This window comes from Pseudomonas sp. 10S5 (genome assembly GCF_035019745.1).
GTDB lineage: Bacteria > Pseudomonadota > Gammaproteobacteria > Pseudomonadales > Pseudomonadaceae > Aquipseudomonas.
Map to the genome: position 1 here is coordinate 180,140 of NZ_JASJVL010000001.1, position 25,322 is coordinate 205,461.

Annotated in this window: 25 protein-coding genes; all 25 read left to right on the forward strand. The window is 56.0% G+C overall.

The annotated features are described in order from the left end of the window. The 25 genes from pseB to QN378_RS00930 all read left to right on the forward strand — a co-directional run bounded on the left by pseB (position 1) and on the right by QN378_RS00930 (position 25,321). On the forward strand, positions 1 to 1,026 hold the full coding sequence (pseB, locus tag QN378_RS00810; RefSeq protein WP_323549519.1) for a UDP-N-acetylglucosamine 4,6-dehydratase (inverting): 1,026 nt from the start codon (positions 1 to 3) through the stop codon (positions 1,024 to 1,026). Next, positions 1,023 to 2,192 (forward strand): UDP-4-amino-4,6-dideoxy-N-acetyl-beta-L-altrosamine transaminase, encoded by a 1,170-nt coding sequence (gene pseC, locus QN378_RS00815; protein ID WP_322204096.1) that lies wholly within the window; start codon positions 1,023 to 1,025, stop codon positions 2,190 to 2,192. The genes pseB and pseC overlap by 4 nt, the downstream gene beginning before the upstream one ends. Before the next feature lie 31 nt (positions 2,193 to 2,223). Further along, positions 2,224 to 2,844, forward strand: coding sequence for a pseudaminic acid biosynthesis-associated methylase (locus QN378_RS00820; RefSeq protein ID WP_322204094.1), 621 nt, complete (start codon positions 2,224 to 2,226; stop codon positions 2,842 to 2,844). Beyond that, positions 2,841 to 3,551 carry a pseudaminic acid cytidylyltransferase gene (pseF, locus tag QN378_RS00825; protein ID WP_323549522.1) on the forward strand — a complete coding sequence of 237 codons (711 nt, stop codon included), beginning with the start codon at positions 2,841 to 2,843 and terminating at the stop codon, positions 3,549 to 3,551. Before QN378_RS00820 ends, pseF begins: the two co-directional genes overlap by 4 nt. Next, entirely contained in the window at positions 3,548 to 5,056 is a 1,509-nt protein-coding gene (pseG, locus tag QN378_RS00830; RefSeq protein ID WP_322204090.1) for a UDP-2,4-diacetamido-2,4,6-trideoxy-beta-L-altropyranose hydrolase, read from the forward strand. Before pseF ends, pseG begins: the two co-directional genes overlap by 4 nt. Further along, entirely contained in the window at positions 5,049 to 6,101 is a 1,053-nt protein-coding gene (gene pseI, locus QN378_RS00835) for a pseudaminic acid synthase (RefSeq protein WP_323549524.1), read from the forward strand. The genes pseG and pseI overlap by 8 nt, the downstream gene beginning before the upstream one ends. 227 nt (positions 6,102 to 6,328) lie before the next feature. Then, positions 6,329 to 7,255 (forward strand): ketoacyl-ACP synthase III, encoded by a 927-nt coding sequence (locus QN378_RS00840; protein ID WP_322204086.1) that lies wholly within the window; start codon positions 6,329 to 6,331, stop codon positions 7,253 to 7,255. 80 nt (positions 7,256 to 7,335) lie between these two features. Beyond that, a complete protein-coding gene (locus QN378_RS00845; RefSeq protein WP_322204084.1) occupies positions 7,336 to 8,628 on the forward strand; it encodes a motility associated factor glycosyltransferase family protein in 1,293 nt (430 codons plus the stop codon). Further along, on the forward strand, positions 8,625 to 8,888 hold the full coding sequence (locus tag QN378_RS00850) for a hypothetical protein (protein WP_322204082.1): 264 nt from the start codon (positions 8,625 to 8,627) through the stop codon (positions 8,886 to 8,888). Before QN378_RS00845 ends, QN378_RS00850 begins: the two co-directional genes overlap by 4 nt. Before the next feature lie 293 nt (positions 8,889 to 9,181). Further along, entirely contained in the window at positions 9,182 to 10,369 is a 1,188-nt protein-coding gene (locus QN378_RS00855; RefSeq protein ID WP_322204080.1) for a flagellin, read from the forward strand. A gap of 271 nt (positions 10,370 to 10,640) precedes the next feature. Then, entirely contained in the window at positions 10,641 to 11,723 is a 1,083-nt protein-coding gene (locus tag QN378_RS00860; RefSeq protein ID WP_322206882.1) for a flagellin, read from the forward strand. Between the two features lie 74 nt (positions 11,724 to 11,797). After that, positions 11,798 to 12,163 carry a flagellar protein FlaG gene (locus QN378_RS00865; protein WP_322204078.1) on the forward strand — a complete coding sequence of 122 codons (366 nt, stop codon included), beginning with the start codon at positions 11,798 to 11,800 and terminating at the stop codon, positions 12,161 to 12,163. An 87-nt stretch (positions 12,164 to 12,250) separates the two neighbouring features. Then, on the forward strand, positions 12,251 to 13,678 hold the full coding sequence (fliD, locus tag QN378_RS00870) for a flagellar filament capping protein FliD (RefSeq protein ID WP_322204076.1): 1,428 nt from the start codon (positions 12,251 to 12,253) through the stop codon (positions 13,676 to 13,678). A 130-nt stretch (positions 13,679 to 13,808) separates the two neighbouring features. Next, positions 13,809 to 14,189, forward strand: coding sequence for a flagellar export chaperone FliS (fliS, locus tag QN378_RS00875; RefSeq protein WP_322204073.1), 381 nt, complete (start codon positions 13,809 to 13,811; stop codon positions 14,187 to 14,189). 25 nt (positions 14,190 to 14,214) lie between these two features. Next, complete coding sequence (locus QN378_RS00880) at positions 14,215 to 14,511, forward strand: flagellar protein FliT (RefSeq protein WP_322204071.1); 297 nt, start codon at positions 14,215 to 14,217, stop codon at positions 14,509 to 14,511. 167 nt (positions 14,512 to 14,678) lie between these two features. Beyond that, a complete protein-coding gene (locus QN378_RS00885) occupies positions 14,679 to 16,154 on the forward strand; it encodes a sigma-54 dependent transcriptional regulator (RefSeq protein ID WP_322204069.1) in 1,476 nt (491 codons plus the stop codon). 121 nt (positions 16,155 to 16,275) lie between these two features. Continuing rightward, positions 16,276 to 17,490 (forward strand): sensor histidine kinase, encoded by a 1,215-nt coding sequence (locus tag QN378_RS00890; RefSeq protein WP_322204067.1) that lies wholly within the window; start codon positions 16,276 to 16,278, stop codon positions 17,488 to 17,490. Next, a complete protein-coding gene (locus QN378_RS00895; RefSeq protein WP_322204065.1) occupies positions 17,490 to 18,914 on the forward strand; it encodes a sigma-54 dependent transcriptional regulator in 1,425 nt (474 codons plus the stop codon). The genes QN378_RS00890 and QN378_RS00895 overlap by 1 nt, the downstream gene beginning before the upstream one ends. 202 nt (positions 18,915 to 19,116) lie before the next feature. Then, positions 19,117 to 19,443, forward strand: coding sequence for a flagellar hook-basal body complex protein FliE (gene fliE / locus QN378_RS00900; protein WP_322204063.1), 327 nt, complete (start codon positions 19,117 to 19,119; stop codon positions 19,441 to 19,443). A 14-nt stretch (positions 19,444 to 19,457) separates the two neighbouring features. Then, entirely contained in the window at positions 19,458 to 21,242 is a 1,785-nt protein-coding gene (fliF, locus tag QN378_RS00905) for a flagellar basal-body MS-ring/collar protein FliF (RefSeq protein ID WP_322204061.1), read from the forward strand. Next, positions 21,235 to 22,254 (forward strand): flagellar motor switch protein FliG, encoded by a 1,020-nt coding sequence (gene fliG, locus QN378_RS00910; RefSeq protein WP_322204059.1) that lies wholly within the window; start codon positions 21,235 to 21,237, stop codon positions 22,252 to 22,254. Before fliF ends, fliG begins: the two co-directional genes overlap by 8 nt. Positions 22,255 to 22,264: 10 nt before the next feature. After that, positions 22,265 to 23,107 (forward strand): flagellar assembly protein FliH, encoded by an 843-nt coding sequence (fliH, locus tag QN378_RS00915; protein ID WP_322204057.1) that lies wholly within the window; start codon positions 22,265 to 22,267, stop codon positions 23,105 to 23,107. Further along, entirely contained in the window at positions 23,097 to 24,458 is a 1,362-nt protein-coding gene (gene fliI / locus QN378_RS00920) for a flagellar protein export ATPase FliI (protein ID WP_322204055.1), read from the forward strand. The genes fliH and fliI overlap by 11 nt, the downstream gene beginning before the upstream one ends. 2 nt (positions 24,459 to 24,460) lie before the next feature. Continuing rightward, positions 24,461 to 24,910, forward strand: coding sequence for a flagellar export protein FliJ (fliJ, locus tag QN378_RS00925; protein ID WP_322204048.1), 450 nt, complete (start codon positions 24,461 to 24,463; stop codon positions 24,908 to 24,910). A gap of 105 nt (positions 24,911 to 25,015) precedes the next feature. After that, positions 25,016 to 25,321, forward strand: a complete 306-nt coding sequence (locus tag QN378_RS00930; protein WP_322204046.1) for an STAS domain-containing protein — start codon at positions 25,016 to 25,018, stop codon at positions 25,319 to 25,321. Position 25,322: the final 1 nt, after the last annotated feature.

Consider the following 25,322-nt stretch of genomic DNA (forward strand, 5'->3'; position numbering starts at 1 on the left):
ATGTTCAACGGCAAATCGATTTTTATCTCAGGCGGCACGGGTTCATTCGGCCGTAATTTCATTCGCCGCTTGCTAGAGCAGTATCAGCCCAAGCGCGTCGTGGTGTTTTCACGCGACGAGCTCAAGCAGTACGAAATGCAGCAAACGTTCAATGCACCGTGCATGCGTTATTTTCTTGGCGATGTGCGCGATGCCGAGCGTTTGCGGGTGGCAATGCGAGGGATCGATTACGTGGTACATGCCGCGGCCCTTAAGCAGGTACCAGCGGCGGAATACAATCCGACGGAGTTCATCCGAACCAACGTCAATGGCGCGGAAAATATTATTGCCGCCGCCATTGATAACGGGGTGAAACGGGTGATTGCCTTGTCCACGGACAAGGCCGCCAGCCCGATCAATTTGTATGGCGCAACCAAGTTGCTGTCAGACAAATTGTTCGTCGCGGCGAACAATATTGCCGGCGACCAATCGACGCGTTTCTCGGTGGTGCGTTATGGCAACGTGGCGGGTTCCCGAGGCTCAGTGGTGCCGTTTTTCAGCAAGCTGATCAGCGAAGGTGCGCGGGAACTGCCGATCACTGATGTCCGGATGACACGCTTCTGGATCACCCTCGATCATGGTGTGCAATTTGTACTCGACAGCTTTGCCCGGATGCACGGCGGCGAAGTGTTTGTGCCGAAAATTCCCTCGATACGGGTGGTGGATTTGGCCAAAGGCATGGCAGCGCATTTGCCGCACACGATTGTCGGTATCCGTCCCGGTGAAAAGCTTCATGAACTGATGGTGCCGTTGGACGACGCGCGCATGACCATAGAGTTCAAGGATCACTACACCATTCAACCGTCGATTCGCTTCACCAGCGTCGATGTCGATTTTGCCATCGACGGTGTGGGTGAGCAGGGTGTGGCGGTGGATGAAGATTTTGAATACCGTTCCGACATCAACCCCGAATTTGTGAGTGTGGGGCAGATTTCAGCCCTGCACGAAGAGTCACCTCCCCAGCTGCCGGTCGAGCTACCGGCATGAGCACCTTTTCGATTCCTTATGGGCGACAGAACATCGACCAAACGGACATCGACGCCGTAGTGGCGGTTCTTAAATCGCCGTGGCTGACTCAAGGCCCGACCATTGAACGCTTTGAAGCGGCAATGGCCGAGCGCTGCGAGGCTGATTTTGCGGTGGCGGTGTGCAATGCCACCGCAGCGCTGCACATTGCGTGTCTGGCTGCGGGGTTGAGCGAGGGCGATTGGTTATGGACCACGCCCAATACCTTTGTGGCCTCCGCCAACTGCGGACGCTATTGCGGCGCCAAGGTCGATTTTGTCGACATCGACCCGCTGACCTGGAACCTCGATGCGGATGTGCTGGCGAAAAAGCTCATCGCTGCCGAGGCCGCTGGGACATTGCCCAAGGTAGTGGTGGCGGTCGCCTTTTCCGGCCAAAGCTGTGACCTGCGCGCGATGGCGGCACTGGCTGAGCGTTATGGATTTACGTTAATTGAAGACGCATCCCATGCCGTCGGCGCGACGTACCTTGGGCGTCCTGTAGGCTGTGGCGCGTACGCGGCGATGACCATTTTCAGCTTTCATCCGGTGAAAATCATTACCTCGGGCGAAGGCGGCATGGTCCTGACTAATCGACCGGAATTGGCCGAGCGTTTACGTCGGTTGCGCAGCCATGGGATTACCGCAGACCCAGCACAGATGTCGGTGCCGAGCGAAGGGCTTTGGTATTACCAACAAGTCGAGCTGGGGTTCAACTATCGAATGACGGACTTGCACGCCGCGCTGGGGCTGTCGCAAATAGCCCGGATCGAGGGTTTTATTGCGCGGCGGCGTCAGTTGGCGGCTCGTTACGAGCGACTGTTGGCCGGGCTTCCTATGCAATTACCAAGCTCACAATCCGGCGCTGAATCAGCGTGGCATCTCTATGTGGTGCGGGTACATTTTGATCGGCTTACACTCAGCCAGCGAGAGCTGTTCGACGCTATGCGGGCGGCGGGTATCGGCGTGAACTTGCATTACATTCCAGTGCATTTGCAGCCTTATTACCAAGGCTTAGGCTTTGGCGAGGGTGATTTTCCGGTGGCCGAAGGTTATTTCGGTGAAGCAGTCAGCTTGCCGCTGTTCCCTGATCTGACCGATGAGCAACAAGACTATGTAATCGAGCAGCTGCGCCGCCTTTTGGCCTAAGCGTTGTGCGATTAGTTGATGAGAATGATCGATGCGTGACTTGAGTGAGCAAGAACAGTTCTGGCAGGGCAACTTCGGTGATCAGTACGTGAGGCGCAATCAAGGCCAGCCGCTGACCGCTGCCAACCTGGCGTTATTCGCCAAGGCGCTGGCGCGCACTTTGCGGCTCGACAGCCTGTTAGAACTGGGCACCAACACGGGCAATAACCTGCAGGCGCTGCATCAATTATTTCCGAGCTGCGAGTTGCATGGCGTCGAGATCAACGCACACGCTCACGTCTGCGCTCAAGCGCTGGGCATTGGTGATGTATGGCACGGTTCGTTGTTCGACTATCCCCATGACCGAACCTTCGACCTGACGCTGAGCAAAGGCGTGCTGATTCACTTGGCGCCCGAGTTACTACCCACGGCCTACGCGCAACTGCACGGCCTAAGCCAGCGCTACATTTTAATCTGCGAGTACTACAACCCGGTGCCGGTAGAAGTGGCCTATCGCGGCAATAGCGGCAAGTTGTTCAAGCGTGATTTCGCCGGTGAAATGCTTGACAGTTACCCGGATCTGCAACTGCTGGATTACGGCTTCAGTTACCACCGCGATCCGCAATTTCCCACGGACGACATCAACTGGTTTCTGCTGGAAAAACGCCTATGACAGCGGTGGCGATAATCCCGGCCCGGGGCGGCAGCAAACGGATTGCGCGCAAGAATCTCAAGCTGTTCAACGGCGAACCGATGATCGTCTGGTCGATACGCGCCGCGCTTAAATGCGGGTTGTTCGATCAGGTCGTGGTTAGTACGGATGACGATGAAATTGCAGCGATAGCCAGGGCGAATGGAGCGCAGATGCCGTTCATGCGCCCGGCGCATTTGGCCGACGATTTCACGGGCACGGCAGCGGTTATTGTTCATTCGCTGACGACGCTCCAGGAACAAGGCCAGCGCTTCGAGTATGCGTGCTGCATTTATGCCACCGCGCCGTTACTGCAAGCCCGCTACCTGGCTGAAGGATTGACCCTCCTGAAGCAGCACCCCGACAAATCCTATGCTTTCTCGGTCTGCGGTTTTGGTTTCGCTGTGCAGCGGGCCTTGGGGTTGACCGAGGAGGGCGCCTTGCAATCGATGTATCCGCAATTCCGGGAAACCCGCTCGCAAGATTTGCCCGTGGCCTATCAAGACGCCGGGCAATTTTATTGGGGGCACAGCGAGGCGTGGCTGCGTGGTGATGTGTTGTTTTCCGAGCAAAGTCTGCCGGTTATCCTGCCTCGGCATTTGGTTCAGGACATCGACAACGAAGAAGACTGGACTCGGGCTGAATACCTTTACGCCGCCTTGCTTGCGGGCGGGGAGCTGGAGCCGTGAACGTCCTGATTCGAGCCGACGCGTCCCATGCCATTGGCAGCGGCCATATTGCGCGCTGCCTGACCCTGGCAACGGTGTTGCGCGACAGCGGTGCGCAGGTGAGCTTTGCCTGTCGTTTACTGCCGGGGCATTTGCTTGACCGGTTAACGGCTCAAGGTTGGCGCACCTATGCCTTGCCAGCGGCGTATGCCGAAACGTCCGATGCCGGACAAGACATTGAAGCTGCATTGCCCTGGCAGGCCGATATTGCAGCGCTGCAACAGGTGTTGCCAGTGGATGAGTGCTTCGATTGGATCATCGTCGATCATTACGGCCTGGACCATCAGTGGCAGACCGCAGCGCGGCAATGGGGATTAAAAATTGCGGCCATCGATGACTTGGCCAATCGCCGTCACGCTACGGATTTACTGCTCGACCAGAATTTCAGCGGCACACCCGAGGCGTACGATCCCTGGACTACCCCCGCATGCCGATGCTTATTGGGTCCACGCTTTGCGATGATTCGTGACGAGTTCAAGCGCCCCCCGGTACCGATTCGGCCGCAGGCAAAACGGATTCTGGTGAATTTCGGTGGCTTCGATGCGGCGGGTGAGACGTGGAAAGCCATGTTGGCGCTTGTCGACTTTCATGAGCTGGAGGTTGATTTCATCGCAGGCACCGGCAACCCAAAAGGGTCCTCTATGCAGGCCATGGCCAGTACGCGTCCGACCTGGCGCTTACAGACCCATACCGAGCACTTTGCTGAACTAATGGCGCACGCGGATCTGTTTATTGGTGCGGGCGGCGGCACCAGTTGGGAGCGAGCGGCTTTAGGGCTGCCGACTATCTGTATTGCGGTGGCGGCCAATCAACAGGCCAACGCCCAAGCTATGGCCGCCGTCGGCGCACACTTGTATCTGGGGCCGTGTGAAAGCGTTTCGGTCGAGCTGCTGCGCGACGCCATTGGTGTGCTAGTGACGAATCACGGCTTACGCCAGAGCTTTGCCGAGCGCTCGCGTCAGATGGTTGATGGCCAAGGCGCAAGGCGTGTCGCGGTGGCACTGGAGGGTGAGTTTTTGCAGGTGCGTTTGGCAACCATGGCCGATGCACGTTTACTGTTTGACGGACGCAACGCGCAGCCTGTTCGCCAACGCTCGGGGCACTCTCAATTAATCGACTGGCACAAACATCTCGCTTGGCTGGCGGCCACGCTCAGTAATGTTCAGCGAGTATTGTTGATCGCCGAAGCGCGCGACGGGCCGGTAGGGGTTTTACGTTACGATCTCACTGGCGAGCGAGCCGAGGTCTCGGTCTATCTGCTCGACGGCCGCTTTGGGCTCGGTTGGGGCCGGGCGCTGTTGCTAAAGGGTGAACACTTCGCTCGGTGTCATTGGCCTCAATTACAGGCTATTGAGGCTCGGGTACTGCCCGCCAATCAAGCGTCAATCCGTCTGTTTCGAGAGGCTGGGTACGCCCAAGCCGATTGCCGCTTCGAGCGCGTTTTAAAGGATCATTCAGATGACTAGCATCAAGATTGGCCAACGCTCGATTGGTGCTGGATCGGTACCGTTTATCATTGCCGAGATGAGCGGTAACCATAACCAGTCGTTGGAGGTTGCACTGCAAATCGTTGAGGCGGCGGCAAAAGCCGGTGCTCACGCCCTGAAACTGCAAACCTACACCGCCGACACCATGACCCTGAACCTTGATCACGGCGAGTTTTTCATCAAAGACCCGGACAGCCTGTGGGCGGGCTCATCGTTGTATACGCTGTACGAAAAAGCCCATACGCCCTGGGAATGGCACGCGCCGATTTTCGCCCGGGCCAAAGCGCTGGGCATGCTGGCGTTCTCGACGCCCTTCGATGAAAGTGCAGTGGACTTCCTGGAAAGCCTGGAGGTTCCGGCCTACAAAATCGCCAGTTTTGAAAACACCGATTTGCCGTTGATTCGTCGTGTAGCCACCACCGGCAAACCGATGATCATGTCCACCGGCATGGCCAGCGTTGCCGAGTTAGACGAAAGCGTCCGTGCTGCCCGTGCGGCCGGGTGCAAAGACTTGATCCTGCTCAAATGCACCAGCACTTACCCCGCTTCGCCAGTGAACAGCCACCTGCGGACGATTCCACACTTGCGCGAACTGTTCGGTTGCGAAGTGGGGCTGTCCGATCACTCCATGGGCGTTGGCGTTTCTGTTGCGGCGGTAGCGCTGGGGGCAACTGTGATTGAAAAGCACTTTACTCTTGACCGTTCTGCAGGCGGGGTTGACGCCAGTTTTTCGTTGGAACCGGCGGAGTTGGCGAGCCTGGTGGTTGAAACCAAGCGTGCCTGGCAAGCCATGGGGCAGGTGCATTACGGCGTGACGGAGGCCGAGCGTAAGTCGCTGGTTTATCGTCGGTCGTTGTATGTCACCCAAGACATGGAGGCGGGTGAATTGTTCAGCGCCGACAATCTGCGGGCCATCCGCCCCGGCCTCGGATTAGCGCCCAAACACAGCGACGCGGTCATCGGTCGGCGTGCCAAACATGGGTTGAAACGGGGTACGCCCTTGGACTGGTCGATGGTCGAATAACGGCATTTGTCGATCATTCGGCAAAATAGCGTGACCTGTGAGTCATAACGCGCATCTTCACTGTATTGTATTGACCGGGGATGATGGCGCCTGGCTCTTCTAAAGGTCCAGTGGTAGCCCTTTACTCTCTCTCGTTGTCGCGCCTTGAGACGACATAATTTCTGATTGAAAGCACCCTTGACATTCGCGAGTGGTGGTATTCAGCAGCTCATGATTGGGAAGCCATAATGATTGGCATAAAAAGCATAGCGAGTTACGTGCCCGTAGCTGGCGTCGATAACTACGCACAAGGTGCCAAGTTCGATAAGAACGAAGACTTCATCCTCGGCAAGATCGGCTCTGCCTTCCTGCCGCGCAAAGACGCCGAGCAAGAAACATCGGACCTGTGTGTGGAAGCGGTGAATGCGTTGTTTGCGAACAACCCGGATCTCAAGCGCGAATCCATTGATGTACTGATCGTCGTCACCCAGAACGGTGACGAAGAAGGCCTGCCTCACACGGCGGCCATCGTTCAGGACAAGCTGGGGTTGCCCACCACCGTCGCCGCCTTCGATATTTCCCTCGGCTGCTCGGGTTACGTCTACGGCATCTACGCGATCAAAGGCTTCATGGAGGCCACGGGCATGAAAAACGGCCTGCTGGTGACCGCTGACCCGTATTCGAAAATTGTCGACCCGCAAGACCGCAACACCACCATGCTGTTCGGTGACGCGGCCACCGCGACCTGGATAGGCGAAGACGCGGCTTGGCAGTTGGGCAAGGCCAAGTTTGGTACCGACGGCTCGGGTGCACCGCATCTGAAAGTCAGCAATGGCGTGTTTTTCATGAACGGCCGTCAAGTGTTCAATTTCGCGTTAGTGAAAGTCCCTGCGCATTTGCATGAGCTGCTCGACGAGTCAGGCCTGACAGGCAACGACATTGACGCTTACTGCATTCACCAAGGCAGTGCGGCCATTGTCGATGCCGTGGCACGGCGCTTCGAAGGCGAGCCAGAAAAATTCATCAAGGACATGCTTGAGACCGGGAACACCGTGTCGTCGAGTATTCCGCTGTTGCTAGAGAAGCATGTATTGAATTCAACCTGGAGACGCGTGGCAATCAGCGGTTTCGGGGTGGGCTTGTCGTGGGGATCGGCGATTCTCCACCGCCCGTAAGGGCAGCCGACAGCTAAGTGGCGCTTCAGGTGAGGTAACCTGAAGCGCTATTTTTTTGCGCAGGGTTTGAGCGAGGCCGCATGAGCGAATGTTTTCAGCAAAATGCCGCAGTCCTGGGTCGTCGTTGGCCGACGGTGTTGTCCCGCCTAGTAGCCGAAGAGGGTGAGGCATTGCAGATTGAGTGGGTGCAAGGGCTGGACTCAACCCTGAGAACCGGCGGCATCCAACTGACCAGTCGTCATGACCGCGACGCTGAGGCGCGGCTTCAGGCTGCCATCCTTACTGTTGAAAGTCCGCTGTTGCACGTTTATGGCACCGGCCTAGGCGATCTGCAACGGGTGTTGCTTGAGCGTCCAGCCCTTGAGCGTTTACACGTCCATATCCTCAATGGCGGGCTGTTCAAGCGGGTGCTTGAACTGCTCGACCAAACGGCATGGCTGAATGATCCTCGGGTAGCGCTTTGCTACGCGGCTGACTGCCCGGATATCCAGTTGCCGTTCTTTGCGTTGCCGGGTGAACTCGAGTTGGCGGATGGGCTAAATGCCAGAATTCGCGATCGGCTGATCAGCGAAGTGCACTTGAGCTTCAATAACCGCCATTTCGACCCGCAGGCTCCTGAGATCCTCCAGCGTTTGCAGGACAACCTTGAATGCGTGCGCGGTGATGCGGACGTCGCTGAGCTTTTCGCTACGCAGCCGGGGCGTGATGTTTACGTGATCGGCACCGGGCCAACCCTGGAATTGCACTTTGAAAAGCTCTTGGCTCTCCGTGCGCAGTCGCCCCGACCGCTCTTCATCAGTGTCGATACGGCCTATCGGCCGTTGCTGGAGCACGGCATCAAGCCGGACCTGGTGGTCACCGTCGATAAAAACATCACGCTGCGGCATCTGCCGCTAGAGGGCTCAGACGATCTGCCGCTGGTCTACGTGCCCATGAGCAACCCAAGCGTAGTGCAGGGCTGGCGAGGGAAGCGCTACACCGCCTATTCCGTCAGCCCGATCTATGCCGAACTGCGCCAACAGCTCAGCAAAGCACAACTCAATGTGGGCGGCAGCGTGATGCACCCTGCGGTGGACCTGGCGGTGAAAATGGGGGCCGCACAGATCACTTTGTTCGGTGCCGACTTCGCCTTTCCAATGAATAAAACCCATGCGGGTTGGAATGACGGTGATTTGGGCCCCGGCGCGGACCTGGCCAAACATTGGGTGCTCGATGGTCATGGGCAACGGGTCAAGACGCAGCTCAACTTCCGTGGCTACCTCGCCGTGCTGGAGCGTTACATTGCCGCACATCCTCAGGTGCGCTTTCTCAACAGCAGTAGGGCAGGTGCCATGATTGCGGGCACCACCTACGACCCGGAATTTTGCCAATGAACGCTGCACCGGAGCTGATCCTGGCAGCGCGCCAGTGCGCTGGGCTGTTTCGATTGGGACGGGATGTCGAGGCGGCGTCGGAAATGGTCGAGCTGTTCACCCGGCTGATGCCGCTGTTTTCTGAAGAGCCGGCCAAAGTGCAACAGAAATGGCTCCTTTTGCTGACAGTAATGTTGGCCCATCAGGAGAAGCGCGACGTACTGGGTATGGCGGACTATCTCGAATTTGAATTGGTTGAGTTGTTGGGGTTATGCCCATGAATTTTTGAATGGCTTGATGCGACCATCGATCAGTGTCTATCAGCTCACCTTTTCCAGCTTTACTCTCTCTTTTTTTATATTTTTTCACCCAAAAATAAATCCTTATAAAATCGGTGCTTATAACCTAAATACCCTACATACGTCGGGTATTTGTGCTTATTAATTCCAAAATAATCTTAAAAAGCACATTAAAGCCACTTGTTATTCTTCCGATAAACACTTTGTAGGTGTTCAGGGCATGCCGGATGCAGCCCGCTTTTGAACGCCAGCAATCGTTATCTGAGGAAATCACTATGGCTTTAACTATCAACACCAATACCGCTTCATTGTCGGTTCAGAACAGTCTGAGCCAGAGCTCTGATTCGGTGAACACCACCATGTCCCGCTTGTCTTCCGGCTTGCGCATTAATAGCGCTAAAGACGATGCAGCCGGGATGCAGATTGCCAGTCGACTAACCACGCAAATTCGAGGCATGACCGTTGCCATCCGAAACGCAGGCAACGCCATCTCTATCGCTCAAACCGCCGAAGGGGCGATGGACAAATCAGCCAGCCAGTTGCAGCGGATGCGCGAGTTAACGATTCAGTCTCAAAACGGCAATAACGGTCCCAAAGAGCGCATCGCCCTTAATGCCGAGTTCAAACAAAATCTGGAGGAACTCACCCGGGCTTCTAAGTCCGTGACCTTCGGTGGCGATTTGAACGTAATGGACGGCAGTGCGGGCACCTTGACCTTTCAAGTCGGGGCTAACGCAGGTTCTAACGAGAAGATCAGTCTCTCGCTGTCCGACGACTTTTCCTCAGAGTCATTGTTTGTGGCGGCTAAAAATGTCGCTGGGGTCCAGGAAGACGCTACTACCACCGGTTCCAAGGGCATCGTGGCGGGTGAGTACACGGCGTTTTCAATCGACGGGAAAGGCAGTCGCAAGACCACGGGCGATGATGTGCTGGAGGCCGCTGTTGCTGACAAAACCAAGGCGCTGGACCTCCTGAGGGAGGAGCTGGCCGCGTTGCCCATCCCGCCCGCGCCAGCCGTCACCCCGCCTGGCGGCACCCCCCCAGCGCCTGACCCAGCCGCCGCTGCCTATGAGGCGAAGTTAGCCGAAGTCGCAGCTGCCCAAGAGGAGAAGAACGTGGCCGACGCAGCACTAAAAGTTGACCTGGATAAGAAGAAGCCCTTAATCGACAAGGCCATTTCCGACAACCTGGATTCAACCCTTAAAGCGATCGACGCGGCGCTGCAAAAAATCAACAGCGCCCGCGCCGAGTTGGGGGCCAAGCAAAACCGCCTGACCAGCACCATCTCGAACCTGACCAACATGGTGCATAACGCGACGTTTTCTCGGGGGCAGATTCAGGATGTCGACTACGCCGCAGAAACCGCCGAACTCACTAAGCAGCAAATTCTGCAGCAAGCGTCCACAGCGATTTTGGCGCAAGCCAATCAATTGCCGGCCGCCATTCTGAAGTTGCTTCAGTAAAAAAACGTCTTCGGATATGTTTCAACCCTGGCGTCCTTTTGGGACGTCAGGCCTCACAGATTGGAAATTGATGGTTTGAACCGGTAATGGACGACGAGGCAAATAGCGCTGCAGCCCCCGACAAGTGTAGGGATGTCAGGGTAATGGCAATATTTTTTAAAAAACCCCTCAAGGTCCGTGCTGTCTCGACGATAACCATCATGAAGGTTCTCTAGCCAACCCGGCGGTTGCCAGGGCCGGAAGCCGCATTACCCCAATCGATGAGGAATTCATTATGTTAGGCGTAAACACAAACATTGCCTCCTTGGCAGTACAGAACAACCTGAACAAAGCGTCTGACGCACTGACCTCCGCGATGACTCGTCTGTCTTCCGGCCTGAAAATCAACAGCGCTAAAGATGACGCTGCCGGCCTGCAGATTGCTAACCGTGAAACCAGCCAAATTCGTGGCCAGACTGTAGCAATTAAAAACGCTAACGACGGTATCTCGATGGCGCAGACCGCTGAAGGCGCGCTGCAAGAATCGACCAACATTCTGCAGCGTATGCGTGAATTGTCGGTTCAGTCACGAAACGACAGTAACAGCAGCTCGGACCGTGTGGCTCTGAACGCTGAATTCGGTCAAATGTCTGACGAATTGACCCGTATCGCTGCAAGCACCAGCTTGAACGGCAAGAATTTGCTGGACGGCTCAGCGGGTAACCTGATCCTGCAAGTCGGTTCTGAAACCGGCTCTGCTAACCACATTAACCTGGCCTTGGGTAACAAGTTCGACGCCGCCTCGTTGTCTGTTGCCAGCGCCTCCGTCTCTGTTTCGGGTACTTCCGATACTCAGGCTGTAGCGTCTTCAGCTTCCGTAGCATCTGCTGCATCTGCTGCATCTGCTGCTTCTTCTCCTTCTGCGGCTGCTAACGCTGGTTCTCCTTCCGTAGCATCTACTGCTACTAGTGCTTCAGTCGCTGCTGTTCCATCCTCAGCATCTACTGCTTCTTCTCCTTCATCTGCTGCAGTCGCCGGAAACGCCTCTTCTGCTTCGGTTGCGTCTGCTGCTTCTGTTGCGGGTACCGCTAGCGGCAACATCGACAACGCGATCACCGCGATCGATGCTGCACTGGCTACCATCAACAGCACACGTGCCAACCTGGGTGCTTCGCAGAACCGTCTAGCCAGCACCATCCGTAACCTGCAAAACGTAAACCAGAATGCTACCGCTGCACTGGGTCGTATTCAGGACACCGACTTCGCGGCTGAAACAGCTAACCTGACCAAGCAGCAAACACTGCAGTCTGCTTCCACTGCAGTTCTGGCTCAGGCTAACCAACTGCCTTCCGCTGTACTGAAACTGCTTCAGTAATTTCGGAATGAGTTTTGGCGGGGGAGTGCGTTTACGTGCTTTCTCGCTTTTTTAGTTTTAGGGAGGTGATGGACATGGATATGAGCGTTAAGCTGAACTCGACTTACCCCACCCCCGTGCCCGTTACTACGGCCGCTGTTAAATCTGCTGCGACGTCTGCGGTCGTCGTTACAAGGGACGCTACTGTTGCAGAAGTGCACGCAGACAAAAGCACCGACACGGAAAAATTGAAGCAGGCCGTCCAGCAGATTGAAAAATTTGTGGATGCCACCAAACGTAATCTGAAATTTTCTATCGACGAAAGGTCCGGCAAGATCGTGGTAAAAGTAATTGCCAGTGAAACCGGCGAGGTTGTCCGGCAGCTCCCTTCGGAAGAAGTGTTGAAGCTCGCAGACAGCTTGAAGAATGCGAGCAGCGTGTTGTTCAACGGCAAAGCATAAAGCTGGCATGAATTGTGTTGTTAAGTTCTGTTGACCACACAGTGGTCAAAAGACTGTCGTACGTAAAAAGAAAGGAGATCCATCTACATGGCAAGTCCAATTACTACCAGCACTGGCCTTGGTTCAGGCCTTGATATTGGCTCGATTGTGTCTGCATTGGTAGCTTCTGACACGATTGCCGATACGACGCAGATCAAATCTCAAACCGCTGATGTGACGGCTAAGCTTTCAGGCGTTAGTCAGCTGAAAAGCGCAATGGCGACCTTCCAGACCGCCCTGACCGGTCTTAGCAATCCCAGTGCTCCAGCGTTTACCGGTTTTTCTGCTACTTCATCGACCCCGGCAACTTTAACCACCAAGTCGGATAACACGGCGGTGAGTGGCAGTTACCTTATCGCTGTGCAGCAACTGGCTACTGGATCGAAAGTCGCCAGCGCATCATTTTCTGGCGGTGCATCCAGTGCCATTCCGACTGGGACTTTGAACATCAGTCAAAATGGCACTGTTTATAAAGTTACTATTCCGGATGGCTCAACGCTTCAGTCAACGCGGGATGCCATCAACTCGACCCTTAAAAGCAACGGAGTTACAGCCAACATCGTGACCGATGCCAATGGCTCTCGTCTGGTGCTGGGCTCAACCACTTCCGGCGCTGGCAGCGACCTCAGTACCAGTGGTATTGCGGGGCTGGTCATCAATGGCACTACGTTGATGGATGGCAGTTCAGGCAGTGCCGGTTATATCGGGGCAGTTGCTCAGGACGCGAAATTTACCGTTGACGGCTTGGCAGTGTCCAGCGCCACCAATACCGTAACCCCTATTAGCGGGATCAGCATGACACTGCTGGTGGGTGCAGGTGCAACTTCAACGGTAGCCGTCGCGACTAACACTTCCGGGCTGCAGACATCCCTGCAAACGTTCATCAGTGCCTACAACGCGTTGACCAAAACCATTAATACGCTGACAGCGCCTGGTGCAATTGCGGCTAACGGGACTGTGGGCGATGGTGGCGCGATGGCGAACGATCCATTGCCACGCTCGCTAATTGCCTCTCTTAGGGGCGTGTTGGTAACGCCTGGGCCGGGCAGCAAGCTGTCGGTGCTGTCGCAGCTGGGTATTCAGACTTCTCAAGCCGATGGGACGTTGAGCTTGGATACCGCCAAATTTACATCAGCGATGAACGACAAAAATCTGGGTGGTCAGGTTCAGAACCTGTTTTCCGGAACGCCCAAAGCCGATGGTACACCAGGCGTCAACGGTATGCTGACACGTATGGCCGCTGTCCTCACGCCTTACACACAACCGGGCGGTATTCTCGCTACTCGTACTACCAGTTTGAACTCTGAGCAAAGGGATCTGACTGCTCGGCAGACCGCGCTAAACACGCGCACAGCCAGCCTGACAGCTCAGTTGACCGCGAAATATAACGCGATGGATTTGATCGTTGGTCAGCTCAAAGCCACTGCAACCAGCATTACCGCATTCTTTGCCTCGCTGAACGGGACAAAAGCCTGATCGTTCGCTTTTGAAGAAAAAGCCCGGCTGCGTTCAATCCGCATGCCGGGTTTTTCATTTGAAGTCTAAAGTTTCGGCACGCTGCGTCGATAGCCTTTTATACCCATTTTGAGATGTGATGAGGCAGAACATGAATCCGATGTTAGCTCTACGGCAGTATCAGAAAATTGGCGCGCAGGCCCAAACATCTGAAGCCAGTCCGCACCGTCTGGTACAAATGCTGATGGAAGGCGGCCTTGACCGTATTGCCCAGGCTAAGGGCGCCATGGAGCGTAAGGACACCGCAGGCAAAGGCATGCTGATCGGGAAGGCCATAGACATTGTTGGTGGCTTACGCGAAGGTTTGGACATGCACAACTCAGCGCAATTGCTGGGGCCGCAGGACAACCTGTACATGTACATGATGACTCGCTTGGCCGAAGCCAATATAAAAGATGACCCAAAAATTCTCGATGAAGTCACTGACCTGCTGCGCACGGTCAAAGATGGCTGGGATGCAATTGCGGTCTAACTGCCTGCTGTTTGAGGGAAGCACCATGAGTCTTGCATTGCAGCGTATCGAACAAACCCGTGAAGCCTTGGTCGGTGCGCTGGCAGAGCGCGACTGGAATGCTATCGGTCAATTGGACTTGGCGTGCCGCGCCTGTGTCGATGACGTAATCAGCGAAAGTCCGCTCGACGAAACGGCGGTGCGCAGTAATTTGGAAGAGTTGCTAGGGGTTTATCGCCAACTGCTTGAGGTCGCCATGGGTGAGCGTCAAGCGATAGTCGACGAGATGACGCAGATCCAGCATGCCAAAAACGCGACAAAGGTTTACCATCTGTTCGGCTGAAAGCTGGGTGGATCGAAAAGTAGTGCGCCATAAATTTGACAGTGTATGGTTTTTTGACTTAACTAGTGATGCTTACCATTTTCTGACGTCTAAATTGTCATACGGGCTTTAGACGCCAAGCTGCCTTATTTCATGGGCATTGAGTTGACTAGGGAAGTTGCTATTGCATGTGGCGTGAAATCAAGATTCTACTAATTGATGACGATAGCCAGCGCCGCCGTGATATGGCGGTTATTTTAAATTTTCTTGGTGAAGAAAATTTAGCCTGTTCAAGCCAGGATTGGCAGCAGGTGGTTACTCCTCTTGCCTCAACCCGCGAAGTCCTGTGCGTGCTGGTTGGCGCTGTGAGCGCACCTAGTACTCTCCATGGGCTGCTTAAGACACTCGCTGGGTGGGATGAGTTCCTTCCTGTGATGTTAATGGGAGAAGTGGGCTCTATTGACCTCCCGGATGACTTGCGTCGGCGAGTGCTGTCTACCCTGGAAATGCCCCCGAGCTACAGCAAGCTGCTGGACTCTCTGCACCGCGCCCAGGTCTATCGTGAAATGTACGACCAAGCCCGGGAGCGCGGTCGTCATCGTGAGCCGAACCTGTTTCGCAGTCTGGTAGGCACCAGTCGCGCCATTCAGCATGTTCGGCAAATGATGCAGCAGGTCGCGGATACCGACGCCAGCGTGCTGATCCTCGGCGAGTCTGGAACTGGCAAGGAAGTGGTTGCACGTAATTTGCACTATCACTCCAAGCGCCGCGACGCGCCATTCGTGCCGGTCAATTGCGGTGCGATCCCCGCAGAGTTGCTCGAAAGCGAATTGTTCGGTCACGAGAAGGGCGCCTTTACCGGTGCGATTACCAGCCGTGCCGGGCGCTTTGAACTGGCTAATGGCGGTACGTTGTTCCTCGATGAAATTGGCGACATGCCGCTGCCCATGCAGGTCAAACTGCTGCGCGTTCTGCAAGAACGCACATTTGAGCGCGTCGGCAGCAACAAGACTCAAAGTGTTGACGTGCGAATCATCGCTGCAACGCACAAAAATCTTGAAAGCATGATTGAGGTCGGAACGTTCCGTGAAGACCTGTATTACCGCTTGAACGTATTTCCAATCGAAATGGCTCCGCTGCGTGAGCGCGTAGAAGACATTCCGCTGTTGATGAACGAGCTGATCTCGCGCATGGAGCATGAAAAGCGTGGCTCGATACGCTTCAATTCCGCCGCCATCATGTCGCTTTGCCGCCACCCTTGGCCGGGTAACGTCCGGGAACTGGCAAACCTCGTAGAGCGTATGGCGATCATGCACCCCTACGGAGTCATCGGTGTTATTGAGCTGCCCAAAAAGTTTCGCTACGTCGATGATGAAGACGAGCAGTTAGTTGACAGCCTGCGCAGTGACCTGGAAGAGCGGGTGGCTATCAATGGACACACGCCGAATTTTGCCTCCAGCGCGCTGTTGCCGCCGGAAGGTTTAGACCTCAAGGATTACCTGGGCGGACTTGAGCAGGGCTTGATTCAACAGGCGCTGGACGACGCCAATGGCATCGTGGCCCGTGCTGCAGAAAGGCTACGCATACGCCGCACCACATTGGTGGAAAAGATGCGTAAGTACGGCATGAGCCGTCGTGATGGCGATGAGCAGGCAGATGATTGACGCGCGGATTTTGGCCTGATAACTAAACCCCTGAATATACAGGGGTTTTTTTTCGGCATGGGTATTGCTAGGTCACTGGCTACACACCGTTTAATGACGGTTCGCCATGCGAGAGATCACTATGCCCCAGGCCGCCCAGTTGTCTTCTGCCGTTCCTCTCGGAGCGCAGCCGTCCCTAGAAGCAGAAAGTCGGGCCGGTCTTGAGCAGGCATTCTCGCTGTTCAATCAGATGTCGAACCAATTAAGTGATTCCTACGGTTTGCTTGAAGCGCGGGTTGCCGAGCTGAAAGGCGAGCTGGCCGTGGTCAGCGCCCAGCGGATGCAGGAGTTAGCTGAGAAAGAGTTGTTGGCCAATCGTTTGCAAAACCTGTTGTCGCTGTTACCCGGCGGTGTGATCGTCATCGACGACCATGGCAGAGTGCGTGAAGCCAACCCGGCGGCTGGCGATTTGTTGGGCGAGCCCTTGGTTGGCGAATTGTGGTGGCGAGTGATCGGTCGTTGTTTCGCACCGCGTGACGATGACGGTCACGAAGTTTCGCTCAAAGACGGGCGGCGACTGTCAATTGCTACGCGTTCACTCGACGCTGAACCAGGTCAGTTGGTGCTGCTGACCGACCTCACTGAAACCCGCCATTTGCAAGAGCAGCTGGCTCGCCACGAGCGCCTGTCATCCTTGGGCCGAATGGTTGCCTCTTTAGCGCATCAAATTCGCACGCCGCTGTCCGCCGCGTTGATCTACGCCAGTCATTTGACTGAGCAAGAGTTGCCGGTGGCGACTCAACAGCGGTTCGCCGGCCGCTTGAAAGAGCGTTTGCACGAGCTTGAGCATCAGGTGCGCGACATGCTGGTGTTCGCTCGCGGTGAGTTGCCGATGACCGACCGCCTTGCACCGCAACAGCTGTTTCAAGCCTTGCAGGCGTCGGCCCAGAATCAGGTGCGAGATATGCCGGTGCGCTGGCAATGCGATCCGCTTGAGGGCGAATTACTCTGCAATCGCGACACCTTGGTGGGTGCACTGCTCAACCTGATTGAAAACGCGATCCAAGCCAGTGCCGGTAAGGCCCGCTTGAAAATACACCTGTATGGGCGCGGCGATACCCTTCGTGTCTGCATCAGTGACAACGGCAGCGGTATTGATGCCGCGGCATTGGCACGGATTGGCGAGCCGTTTTTCACCACCAAAGCGACCGGTACCGGTTTGGGCTTGGCGGTTGTCAATGCAGTGACGCGTGCGCATCAGGGGCAGTTACAGTTTCTCTCCCGTCCGGGCCGTGGCACTTGCGCGATTATTTCCCTGCCATTGATACCCGCTGCCATCGTTACAGGCCTCAACTGATGGCGATCAAAGTATTACTGGTCGAAGATGACCCGTCGCTGCGTGAAGCATTGGGCGAAACCCTGTTGCTGGCCGGTCATGATTTTCGCGCGGTCGGTTCTGCCGAGGAAGCGCTGGAGGCGGCGGCCGAAGAGCTGTTCAGTTTGGTGGTCAGTGACGTCAACATGCCCGGCATGGACGGCCACCAATTGTTGACTGCGCTGCGCAGTCGCCATCCGCAGTTGCCGGTATTGCTGATGACGGCGCACGCGACGGTTGATCGTGCCGTAGATGCCATGCGTCAGGGCGCAGTGGACTATCTGGTCAAGCCGTTCGAGCCCAAAGCATTGATGGAACTGGTTGCGCTCCATGCACTGGGACGTCCGGGGCCGGTCGACGGTGAAGGGCCGGTGGCTGCCGAACCTGCCAGCGCGCAATTGCTGGACTTGGCGGCGCGTGTGGCGCGCAGTGATTCTACGGTGTTGATTTCCGGCGAATCTGGCACGGGTAAGGAGGTGCTGGCCCGCTACATTCATCAACAGTCGACTCGCGCCACCAAGCCGTTTATTGCGATTAATTGCGCGGCGATTCCAGACAACATGCTTGAGGCGACTTTGTTCGGGCACGAAAAAGGGTCTTTCACCGGCGCTATAGCGGCGCAGGCCGGCAAGTTCGAGCAGGCCGAAGGCGGCACTATTCTGCTCGACGAAATCTCGGAAATGCCTTTGGGTCTGCAAGCGAAACTGCTGCGAGTCCTGCAGGAGCGAGAAGTTGAACGCGTCGGTGCGCGCAAGCCCATTACCTTGGACATCCGTGTGTTGGCCACCACTAACCGCGATCTCGCTGGCGAAGTGGCGGCTGGGCGTTTTCGGGAAGATCTTTACTATCGAATTTCGGTATTCCCTTTGGCGTGGCGCCCTTTGCGGGAACGGACCGCCGACATTCTGCCGCTGGCTGAGCGGCTGCTGTCTAAACACGTCAATAAAATGAAGCATGCCGGCGTTCGATTGTCGGCGGACGCTCAGGCATGCTTGGTCAGCTACCCGTGGCCGGGCAATGTGCGTGAATTGGACAACGCGATTCAACGCGCATTGATACTGCAACAGGGCGGAGTGATTCAGGCTCAAGACTTCTGCTTGGCCGGTCCGATAACGGCGTCGCCGATGCCGGCGTTGGGCGTACCCACTCAGCCTCGGCTGCTTGTGGTGGCGCGTACCTCACTGGAAGGTTCGCTACCCGATCCGCCTGCAAGCGAGTCCGCCGGTGCGCTGGGTGACGACCTGCGGCGTCGTGAGTTTCAAATGATTATCGACACTCTGCGCGCTGAACGCGGTCGTCGCAAAGAGGCTGCCGAACGGCTGGGCATCAGTCCTCGGACCTTGCGTTACAAGTTGGCCCAAATGCGAGATGCCGGGATGGATGTCGAAGCGTATTTATTCGCTTGAATCCAGAAAAGCGTGGGTTGGCATTGTTTTATGGCGACGAGGCGGTTAGCCGATTTGGCCGTTGAAGGAGAATTTGGCAGCTCAATCGTCTTCAATGCATTTCATGCCAAAAGGCCATTACTCATCTGGCACTCTTGTTGCTAAGTCTTAGATAACCGCTCACTGAGTGTCAAAAATCTGCGGCCCCTTTGAGAGAGACGTCATGAGCCAAGGTGTTGAATTTAATCGCTTGATGTTGGATATGCGTTCCATGCAAATGGATGCCATGTCGATGCCGAAGGTTGCAGGCACTCCAGCTGTAGGCACTAGCAGCTTTGCGGACATGCTCGGCCAGGCGGTCAACAAAGTGAACGATACCCAGCAAGCCTCCAATCAATTGGCAAGTGCTTTCGAAGTCGGTAAAAGCGGCATAGACCTCACCGACGTGATGATCTCCTCGCAAAAAGCCAGCGTGTCGTTCACCGCGCTGACCCAGGTTCGTAACAAACTGGTTCAAGCGTATCAAGACATCATGCAGATGCCGGTTTAAGGACGATTTGAGTCATGGCTGAATCAGTCGGCGACAACCTGCCCGCTAAGTCGGGCGCTGCGGGCAAGTCGCCTTTGTTTGGTTTGTCTTTTCTGGAGAACCTTGCCGAAATGACCATGCTGCGCCAGGTCGGCCTCATGGTCGGTCTGGCAGCCAGTGTGGCGATCGGTTTTGCCGTGGTGCTCTGGTCGCAACAGCCTGATTACAAACCGCTGTACGCAAGCCTTGCAGGCATGGATACCAAACAGGTCATGGAAACCCTGTCCGCAGCGGATATTCCATACACTGTCGAGCCAAGCTCCGGCGCCTTGTTGGTCAGGTCCGACGATTTGCAGCGCGCCAGGATCAAACTGGCCGGTGCCGGTGTTGCGCCAAGCGACGGTAACATCGGCTTCGAAATTCTCGACAAAGACCAAGGACTAGGGACGAGCCAGTTCATGGAGGCCACGCGTTATCGGCGTGGTCTGGAAGGTGAACTGGCGCGGACCATCTCCAGCTTGAACAACGTCAAAGGTGCGCGGGTGCATTTGGCGATTCCCAAAAGCTCTGTGTTTGTTCGAGATGAGCGTAAACCAAGCGCTTCGGTTTTGATCGAGTTGTATGCTGGCCGCTCACTGGAGCCAGGCCAAGTGCTGGCGATCATGAATTTGGTGGCAACTGCCGTTCCTGAATTGAGCAAATCGCAAATCACTGTGGTCGATCAGAAGGGCACGCTGTTGTCCGATCAGAACCAGAACTCCGAATTGAGCATGGCCGGCAAGCAGTTTGATTACAGTCGTCGCATGGAAAGTATGCTGACACAGCGTGTGCAAAGCATCCTGCAGCCGATTTTGGGCAATGACCGTTACAAGGCTGAAGTGTCTGCTGACGTAGATTTCAGCGCCGTTGAATCCACCGCTGAAAGTTTCAACCCGGATCAACCTGCCTTACGCAGCGAGCAATCGGTCAGCGAACAGCGCACGTCCAGTTCAGGATCGTCAGGTGTTCCCGGGGCCCTGAGCAATCAACCGCCAGGCCCGGCGACTGCGCCACAAGCCGCTGGTGCGGCGAGCAGTTCCGCCACCGCATCGATTCAGCCAGGCCAGCCGTTGCTTGATGCCAATGGCCAGCAAATCATGGACCCGGCGACCGGCCAGCCAATGCTTGCTCCTTACCCGGCAGACAAGCGTCAACAGTCCACCAAAAACTTCGAACTGGACCGTTCCATCAGCCATACCAAGCAGCAGCAGGGTCGCGTTAATCGCTTGTCCGTTGCCGTGGTGGTGGACGATAAGTCCAAGGTCGATGCCAAGACGGGCGAAGTCACCCACATACCGTGGAATGCCGATGAGTTGGCGCGCTTTACCCGATTAGTACAAGACGCGGTTGGTTTCAACGCCAGCCGTGGCGACAGCGTAAGCGTGGTCAACGTGCCATTCGCCCCCGATCGTGGCGAAGTGATTCCCGATATCGCGTTTTACTCACAACCCTGGTTTTGGGACATCGTCAAACAAGTGTTAGGCGTGCTGTTTATTCTGGTGTTGGTGTTTGGCGTGTTGCGGCCAGTGCTCAACAACATCACTAGCGGCAAGAGCAGACAACAGCTTGGTTCTGATGGTGATGCCGAGCTTGGCGGCATGGGCGGTCTAGGTGGCGAACTGGCCAACGACCGCGTCAGCCTCGGTGGCCCGCAAAGCATAATGTTGCCTAGCCCGACTGAGGGTTACGACGCGCAATTAAATGCGATCAAGAGTCTGGTTGCTGAAGACCCGGGCCGTGTGGCTCAGGTCGTGAAAGAGTGGATTAATGCAGATGAGTGAGACTCGAGCGCTTCCCACAAAACTGACACGGGTAGACAAAGCCGCGATTTTACTGCTCTCCCTCGGTGAAACCGACGCAGCACAAGTGCTTCGGCACATGGGTCCTAAAGAGGTTCAGCGGGTCGGTGTTGCCATGGCGCAAATGCGCAATGTACACCGCGAGGAAGTTGAACTAGTCATGAGCGAATTCGTCGAAATCGTCGGTGACCAGACGAGCCTTGGCGTGGGTGCCGACGGCTACATTCGCAAAATGCTCACCCAGGCTCTTGGTGAGGATAAGGCCAACGGCCTCATCGATCGCATCCTGTTGGGCGGAAATACCAGCGGGCTGGACAGCCTTAAATGGATGGAGCCTCGAGCCGTTGCTGACGTCATTCGCTACGAGCACCCGCAGATTCAGGCGATTGTAGTGGCTTATCTGGACCCGGACCAAGCCGGTGAAGTGCTGGGTCACTTCGATCAAAAAGTACGCCTAGACATCATTTTGCGCGTGTCCTCGCTTAATACAGTGCAGCCTGCGGCCCTCAAAGAATTGAACCAGATTCTAGAGAAGCAGTTCTCCGGCAACTCCAATGCATCGCGCACCACCCTGGGTGGTATCAAGCGTGCTGCCGATATAATGAACTTCCTCGACAGCTCGATTGAAGGCCAGTTGATGGACGCGATCCGCGAAATCGATGGCGAATTGTCGACGCAGATTGAAGACCTGATGTTCGTCTTCAACAACCTGTCTGATGTTGACGACCGTGGCATCCAAGCGTTGCTGCGCGAAGTGTCTTCCGATGTGCTGGTGTTGGCGCTCAAAGGCTCCGACGAAGCCATCAAGGAAAAGATTTTCAAGAACATGTCCAAGCGCGCTGCCGAACTGTTGCGCGATGACCTTGAGGCCAAAGGACCGGTGCGCGTCAGTGATGTTGAGACGGCCCAGAAAGAAATCCTCACCATCGCTCGCCGTATGGCCGAAGCCGGAGAAATCGTTCTCGGTGGCAAGGGCGGCGAAGAAATGATCTGAGGATCGACACATGTTTACTCCAAAAAAAGAGCCACCTAGCGAACTGATTCGTGCCAAGGACGTGGGCGGTTTTGATATTTGGTCGCTGCCCAGCTTCGACCCGTATCAAGAGCCGCCACCGGCCCCTGAACCTGCTCTGCAAACCCCTGCTGAAATGGAAGAAGTGCCGCTGGACGAAGTTCAGCCGTTGACGCTCGAAGAGTTGGAAGGTATTCGCCAGGAGGCGTATAACGAAGGTTTTGCGACCGGCGAAAAGGAAGGCTTCCACAGCACGCAACTCAAAGTCCGGCACGAAGCCGAAGTCGCCCTGGCCGCCAAACTGGACAGCCTTGAACACTTGATGACTCATTTGCTTGAGCCGATTGCCGAGCAGGACTCGCAGATTGAAAAATCCCTGATCGAGCTGGTTGGACACATTACCCGTCAGGTCATTCAGCGCGAACTGGTCACTGACTCCCGCCAAATCGGCCGGGTCCTGCGTGACGCGTTGAAGTTGTTGCCCATGGGCGCGCAAAACATTCGAATTTTCATCAACCCTCAAGACTTCGAGCAGGTCAAGGCGTTGCGCGAGCGCCACGAAGAAACTTGGCGCATCGTTGAAGACGATACCTTGGAGGCCGGAGGCTGCCGGGTTGAAACTGAATTCAGTCGAATTGACGCCACCATCGAAACTCGTATTTCCCAAGCGCTGGCGAAGATGTTCGACCAGTTGCACGATCAAGCGCTGCATCCGGCAGCGGCCGACGTGAGTATTGATCTCGACGCGGTTCCAGCGTTTACCAGCGTTGATCCGGCTGTTATCGAGCCGCCTGTTGAGCCCTTGGTTAATACAGAAGCCCGCGATGTATCTTGAGCGGACCAGCTTCGGCAAGCGTTTGAGCTCTTACACCGATGCCATAGAATTGGCAACGCAGCCGGTGGTGGAAGGGCGTTTATTGCGGATGGTCGGCTTGACCCTGGAAGCCGAAGGCCTGCGCGCCGCCATGGGCAGTCGCTGTGTTGTTATCAACGACGACAGCCATCACCCGGTAGAGGTCGAAGCCGAGGTCATGGGGTTTTCCGGCTCTAAGGTATTTTTGATGCCCGTCGGCAGCGTCGCGGGCATTGCGCCCGGGGCCCGCGTTGTGCCGTTGGCCGATACCGGTCGCTTGCCTATGGGCATCGGCATGCTGGGTCGGGTACTCGATGGCGCAGGCCGTGCACTCGATGGTAAGGGCGGCATGAAAGCCGAAGATTGGGTGCCAATGGATGGCCCCACTATCAACCCGCTCAAGCGCGACCCTATTAGCCAGCCGTTGGACGTAGGCATTCGCAGCATCAACGGATTATTGACGGTCGGCCGTGGCCAGCGCCTGGGTTTGTTTGCGGGTACGGGTGTCGGTAAAAGTGTCCTGTTGGGAATGATGACCCGCTTTACCGAGGCCGACATCATCGTGGTTGGCCTGATTGGCGAGCGCGGTCGCGAGGTCAAGGAATTTATCGAAAATATTCTTGGCGAAGAAGGCCTCAAGCGCTCGGTGGTGGTTGCTTCGCCTGCTGATGATGCGCCGCTGATGCGGCTGCGGGCGGCTATGTATTGCACGCGAATTGCCGAATATTTCCGTGACAAAGGCAAAAATGTACTGCTGTTAATGGACTCTTTGACTCGATTTGCGCAAGCCCAGCGTGAAATTGCGCTGGCCATCGGTGAGCCGCCCGCCACCAAAGGCTATCCACCGTCGGTGTTTGCCAAGCTGCCCAAACTAGTTGAGCGCGCCGGTAATGCAGAGGCGGGCGGTGGATCGATCACTGCGTTCTATACCGTGTTGTCCGAGGGCGATGATCAGCAAGACCCCATCGCGGATGCGGCACGGGGCGTGCTCGATGGGCACATTGTGCTGTCCAGGCGGTTGGCCGAAGAAGGTCATTACCCGGCCATCGATATCGAAGCGTCCATCAGTCGGGTTATGCCTTCGGTAGTCACTCCAGAGCACATGCAGCAGGCACAGCGCTTCAAGCAGATGTGGTCACGTTACCAGCAGAGCCGTGATCTGATCAGCGTCGGCGCCTACGTGGCAGGCGGCGACCGTGAAACCGACATGGCGATCTCCCTGCAGCCCGCCTTGGTGCGATACCTGCGCCAAGGGCTAGATGATAATGAAAGCCTGCAAGAAAGTGGCGCGCAGCTGGCGGCGGTGTTTAATCCTATTGCCGGCGGAGGCTAGTCATGGCTCAGCCCCGTGCAGTGCGTTTGGCACCGGTGGTCGACATGGCGGAAAAAGCCGAGCGCGCAGCGGTCCAGCGTCTCGGGCATTTTCAGGGGCAGGTCCAGTTAGCGCTGACCAAGCTTGGTGACCTTGAGCGTTTCCGTACTGACTACCAAATGCAGTGGATTGAAAAGGGTGCGACCGGCGTCTCAGGGCAATGGCTAATGAACTATCAGAACTTCCTCAACCAACTGGAAACGGCCGTGTCTCAGCAGCGGCAAAGCTTGACCTGGCACCAAACAAACCTCGATAAAGCGCGCGGCGCTTGGCAGCAATGCTACGCGCGGGTAGAAGGTCTGCGAAAATTAGTGCAACGCTACATCGACGAGGCTCGGCAATTGGAGGACAAACGTGAGCAGAAATTGCTCGACGAATTGTCCCAGCGGTTGCCCCGCCACGACTCCTTATAGCGCCAGGTTCGTGGTTGCCGCTAGATATGGAATTTGCTGCAAGGTCGTTAGAAATGCTAAAAGCCTTTTTGTATTGCGCCCCTAGCTGACCGAAGGAATTCAACCATGTCCGTTACCTCCGAGCTCTCCCGTGACGGGGAAGAGCTGACCATTACTATCACGGGCCGCTTTGACTTCGCCGCGCATCAAGACTTTCGTGGGGCTTATGAAGGGTCTGAAGGCACGCCGCGGCGTTTTGTGGTCGACCTTAAGGACACCAGTTACCTGGACAGCTCGGCACTCGGCATGTTGCTGCTCCTGCGTGACCATGCCGGCGGAGAAAACTCAAAGATAAGTCTGATCAATTGCAACAAGGACGTGGGTACCATCCTGACCATCTCCAACTTTTCCAAACTCTTCAAGATCGCCTGAC

Excerpts from the sequence above, each read along its gene's own strand:
- pseB (WP_323549519.1), top strand. The coding sequence starts at position 1 with ATGTTCAACGGCAAATCGATTTTTATCTCAGGCGGCACGGGTTCATTC.
- pseC (WP_322204096.1), top strand. The coding sequence starts at position 1,023 with ATGAGCACCTTTTCGATTCCTTATGGGCGACAGAACATCGACCAAACG.
- QN378_RS00820 (WP_322204094.1), top strand. The coding sequence starts at position 2,224 with ATGCGTGACTTGAGTGAGCAAGAACAGTTCTGGCAGGGCAACTTCGGT.
- pseF (WP_323549522.1), top strand. The coding sequence starts at position 2,841 with ATGACAGCGGTGGCGATAATCCCGGCCCGGGGCGGCAGCAAACGGATT.
- pseI (WP_323549524.1), top strand. The coding sequence starts at position 5,049 with ATGACTAGCATCAAGATTGGCCAACGCTCGATTGGTGCTGGATCGGTA.
- QN378_RS00840 (WP_322204086.1), top strand. The coding sequence starts at position 6,329 with ATGATTGGCATAAAAAGCATAGCGAGTTACGTGCCCGTAGCTGGCGTC.
- QN378_RS00845 (WP_322204084.1), top strand. The coding sequence starts at position 7,336 with ATGAGCGAATGTTTTCAGCAAAATGCCGCAGTCCTGGGTCGTCGTTGG.
- QN378_RS00850 (WP_322204082.1), top strand. The coding sequence starts at position 8,625 with ATGAACGCTGCACCGGAGCTGATCCTGGCAGCGCGCCAGTGCGCTGGG.
- QN378_RS00855 (WP_322204080.1), top strand. The coding sequence starts at position 9,182 with ATGGCTTTAACTATCAACACCAATACCGCTTCATTGTCGGTTCAGAAC.
- QN378_RS00865 (WP_322204078.1), top strand. The coding sequence starts at position 11,798 with ATGGATATGAGCGTTAAGCTGAACTCGACTTACCCCACCCCCGTGCCC.
- fliD (WP_322204076.1), top strand. The coding sequence starts at position 12,251 with ATGGCAAGTCCAATTACTACCAGCACTGGCCTTGGTTCAGGCCTTGAT.
- fliS (WP_322204073.1), top strand. The coding sequence starts at position 13,809 with ATGAATCCGATGTTAGCTCTACGGCAGTATCAGAAAATTGGCGCGCAG.
- QN378_RS00880 (WP_322204071.1), top strand. The coding sequence starts at position 14,215 with ATGAGTCTTGCATTGCAGCGTATCGAACAAACCCGTGAAGCCTTGGTC.
- QN378_RS00885 (WP_322204069.1), top strand. The coding sequence starts at position 14,679 with ATGTGGCGTGAAATCAAGATTCTACTAATTGATGACGATAGCCAGCGC.
- QN378_RS00890 (WP_322204067.1), top strand. The coding sequence starts at position 16,276 with ATGCCCCAGGCCGCCCAGTTGTCTTCTGCCGTTCCTCTCGGAGCGCAG.
- QN378_RS00895 (WP_322204065.1), top strand. The coding sequence starts at position 17,490 with ATGGCGATCAAAGTATTACTGGTCGAAGATGACCCGTCGCTGCGTGAA.
- fliE (WP_322204063.1), top strand. The coding sequence starts at position 19,117 with ATGAGCCAAGGTGTTGAATTTAATCGCTTGATGTTGGATATGCGTTCC.
- fliF (WP_322204061.1), top strand. The coding sequence starts at position 19,458 with ATGGCTGAATCAGTCGGCGACAACCTGCCCGCTAAGTCGGGCGCTGCG.
- fliG (WP_322204059.1), top strand. The coding sequence starts at position 21,235 with ATGAGTGAGACTCGAGCGCTTCCCACAAAACTGACACGGGTAGACAAA.
- fliH (WP_322204057.1), top strand. The coding sequence starts at position 22,265 with ATGTTTACTCCAAAAAAAGAGCCACCTAGCGAACTGATTCGTGCCAAG.
- fliI (WP_322204055.1), top strand. The coding sequence starts at position 23,097 with ATGTATCTTGAGCGGACCAGCTTCGGCAAGCGTTTGAGCTCTTACACC.
- fliJ (WP_322204048.1), top strand. The coding sequence starts at position 24,461 with ATGGCTCAGCCCCGTGCAGTGCGTTTGGCACCGGTGGTCGACATGGCG.
- QN378_RS00930 (WP_322204046.1), top strand. The coding sequence starts at position 25,016 with ATGTCCGTTACCTCCGAGCTCTCCCGTGACGGGGAAGAGCTGACCATT.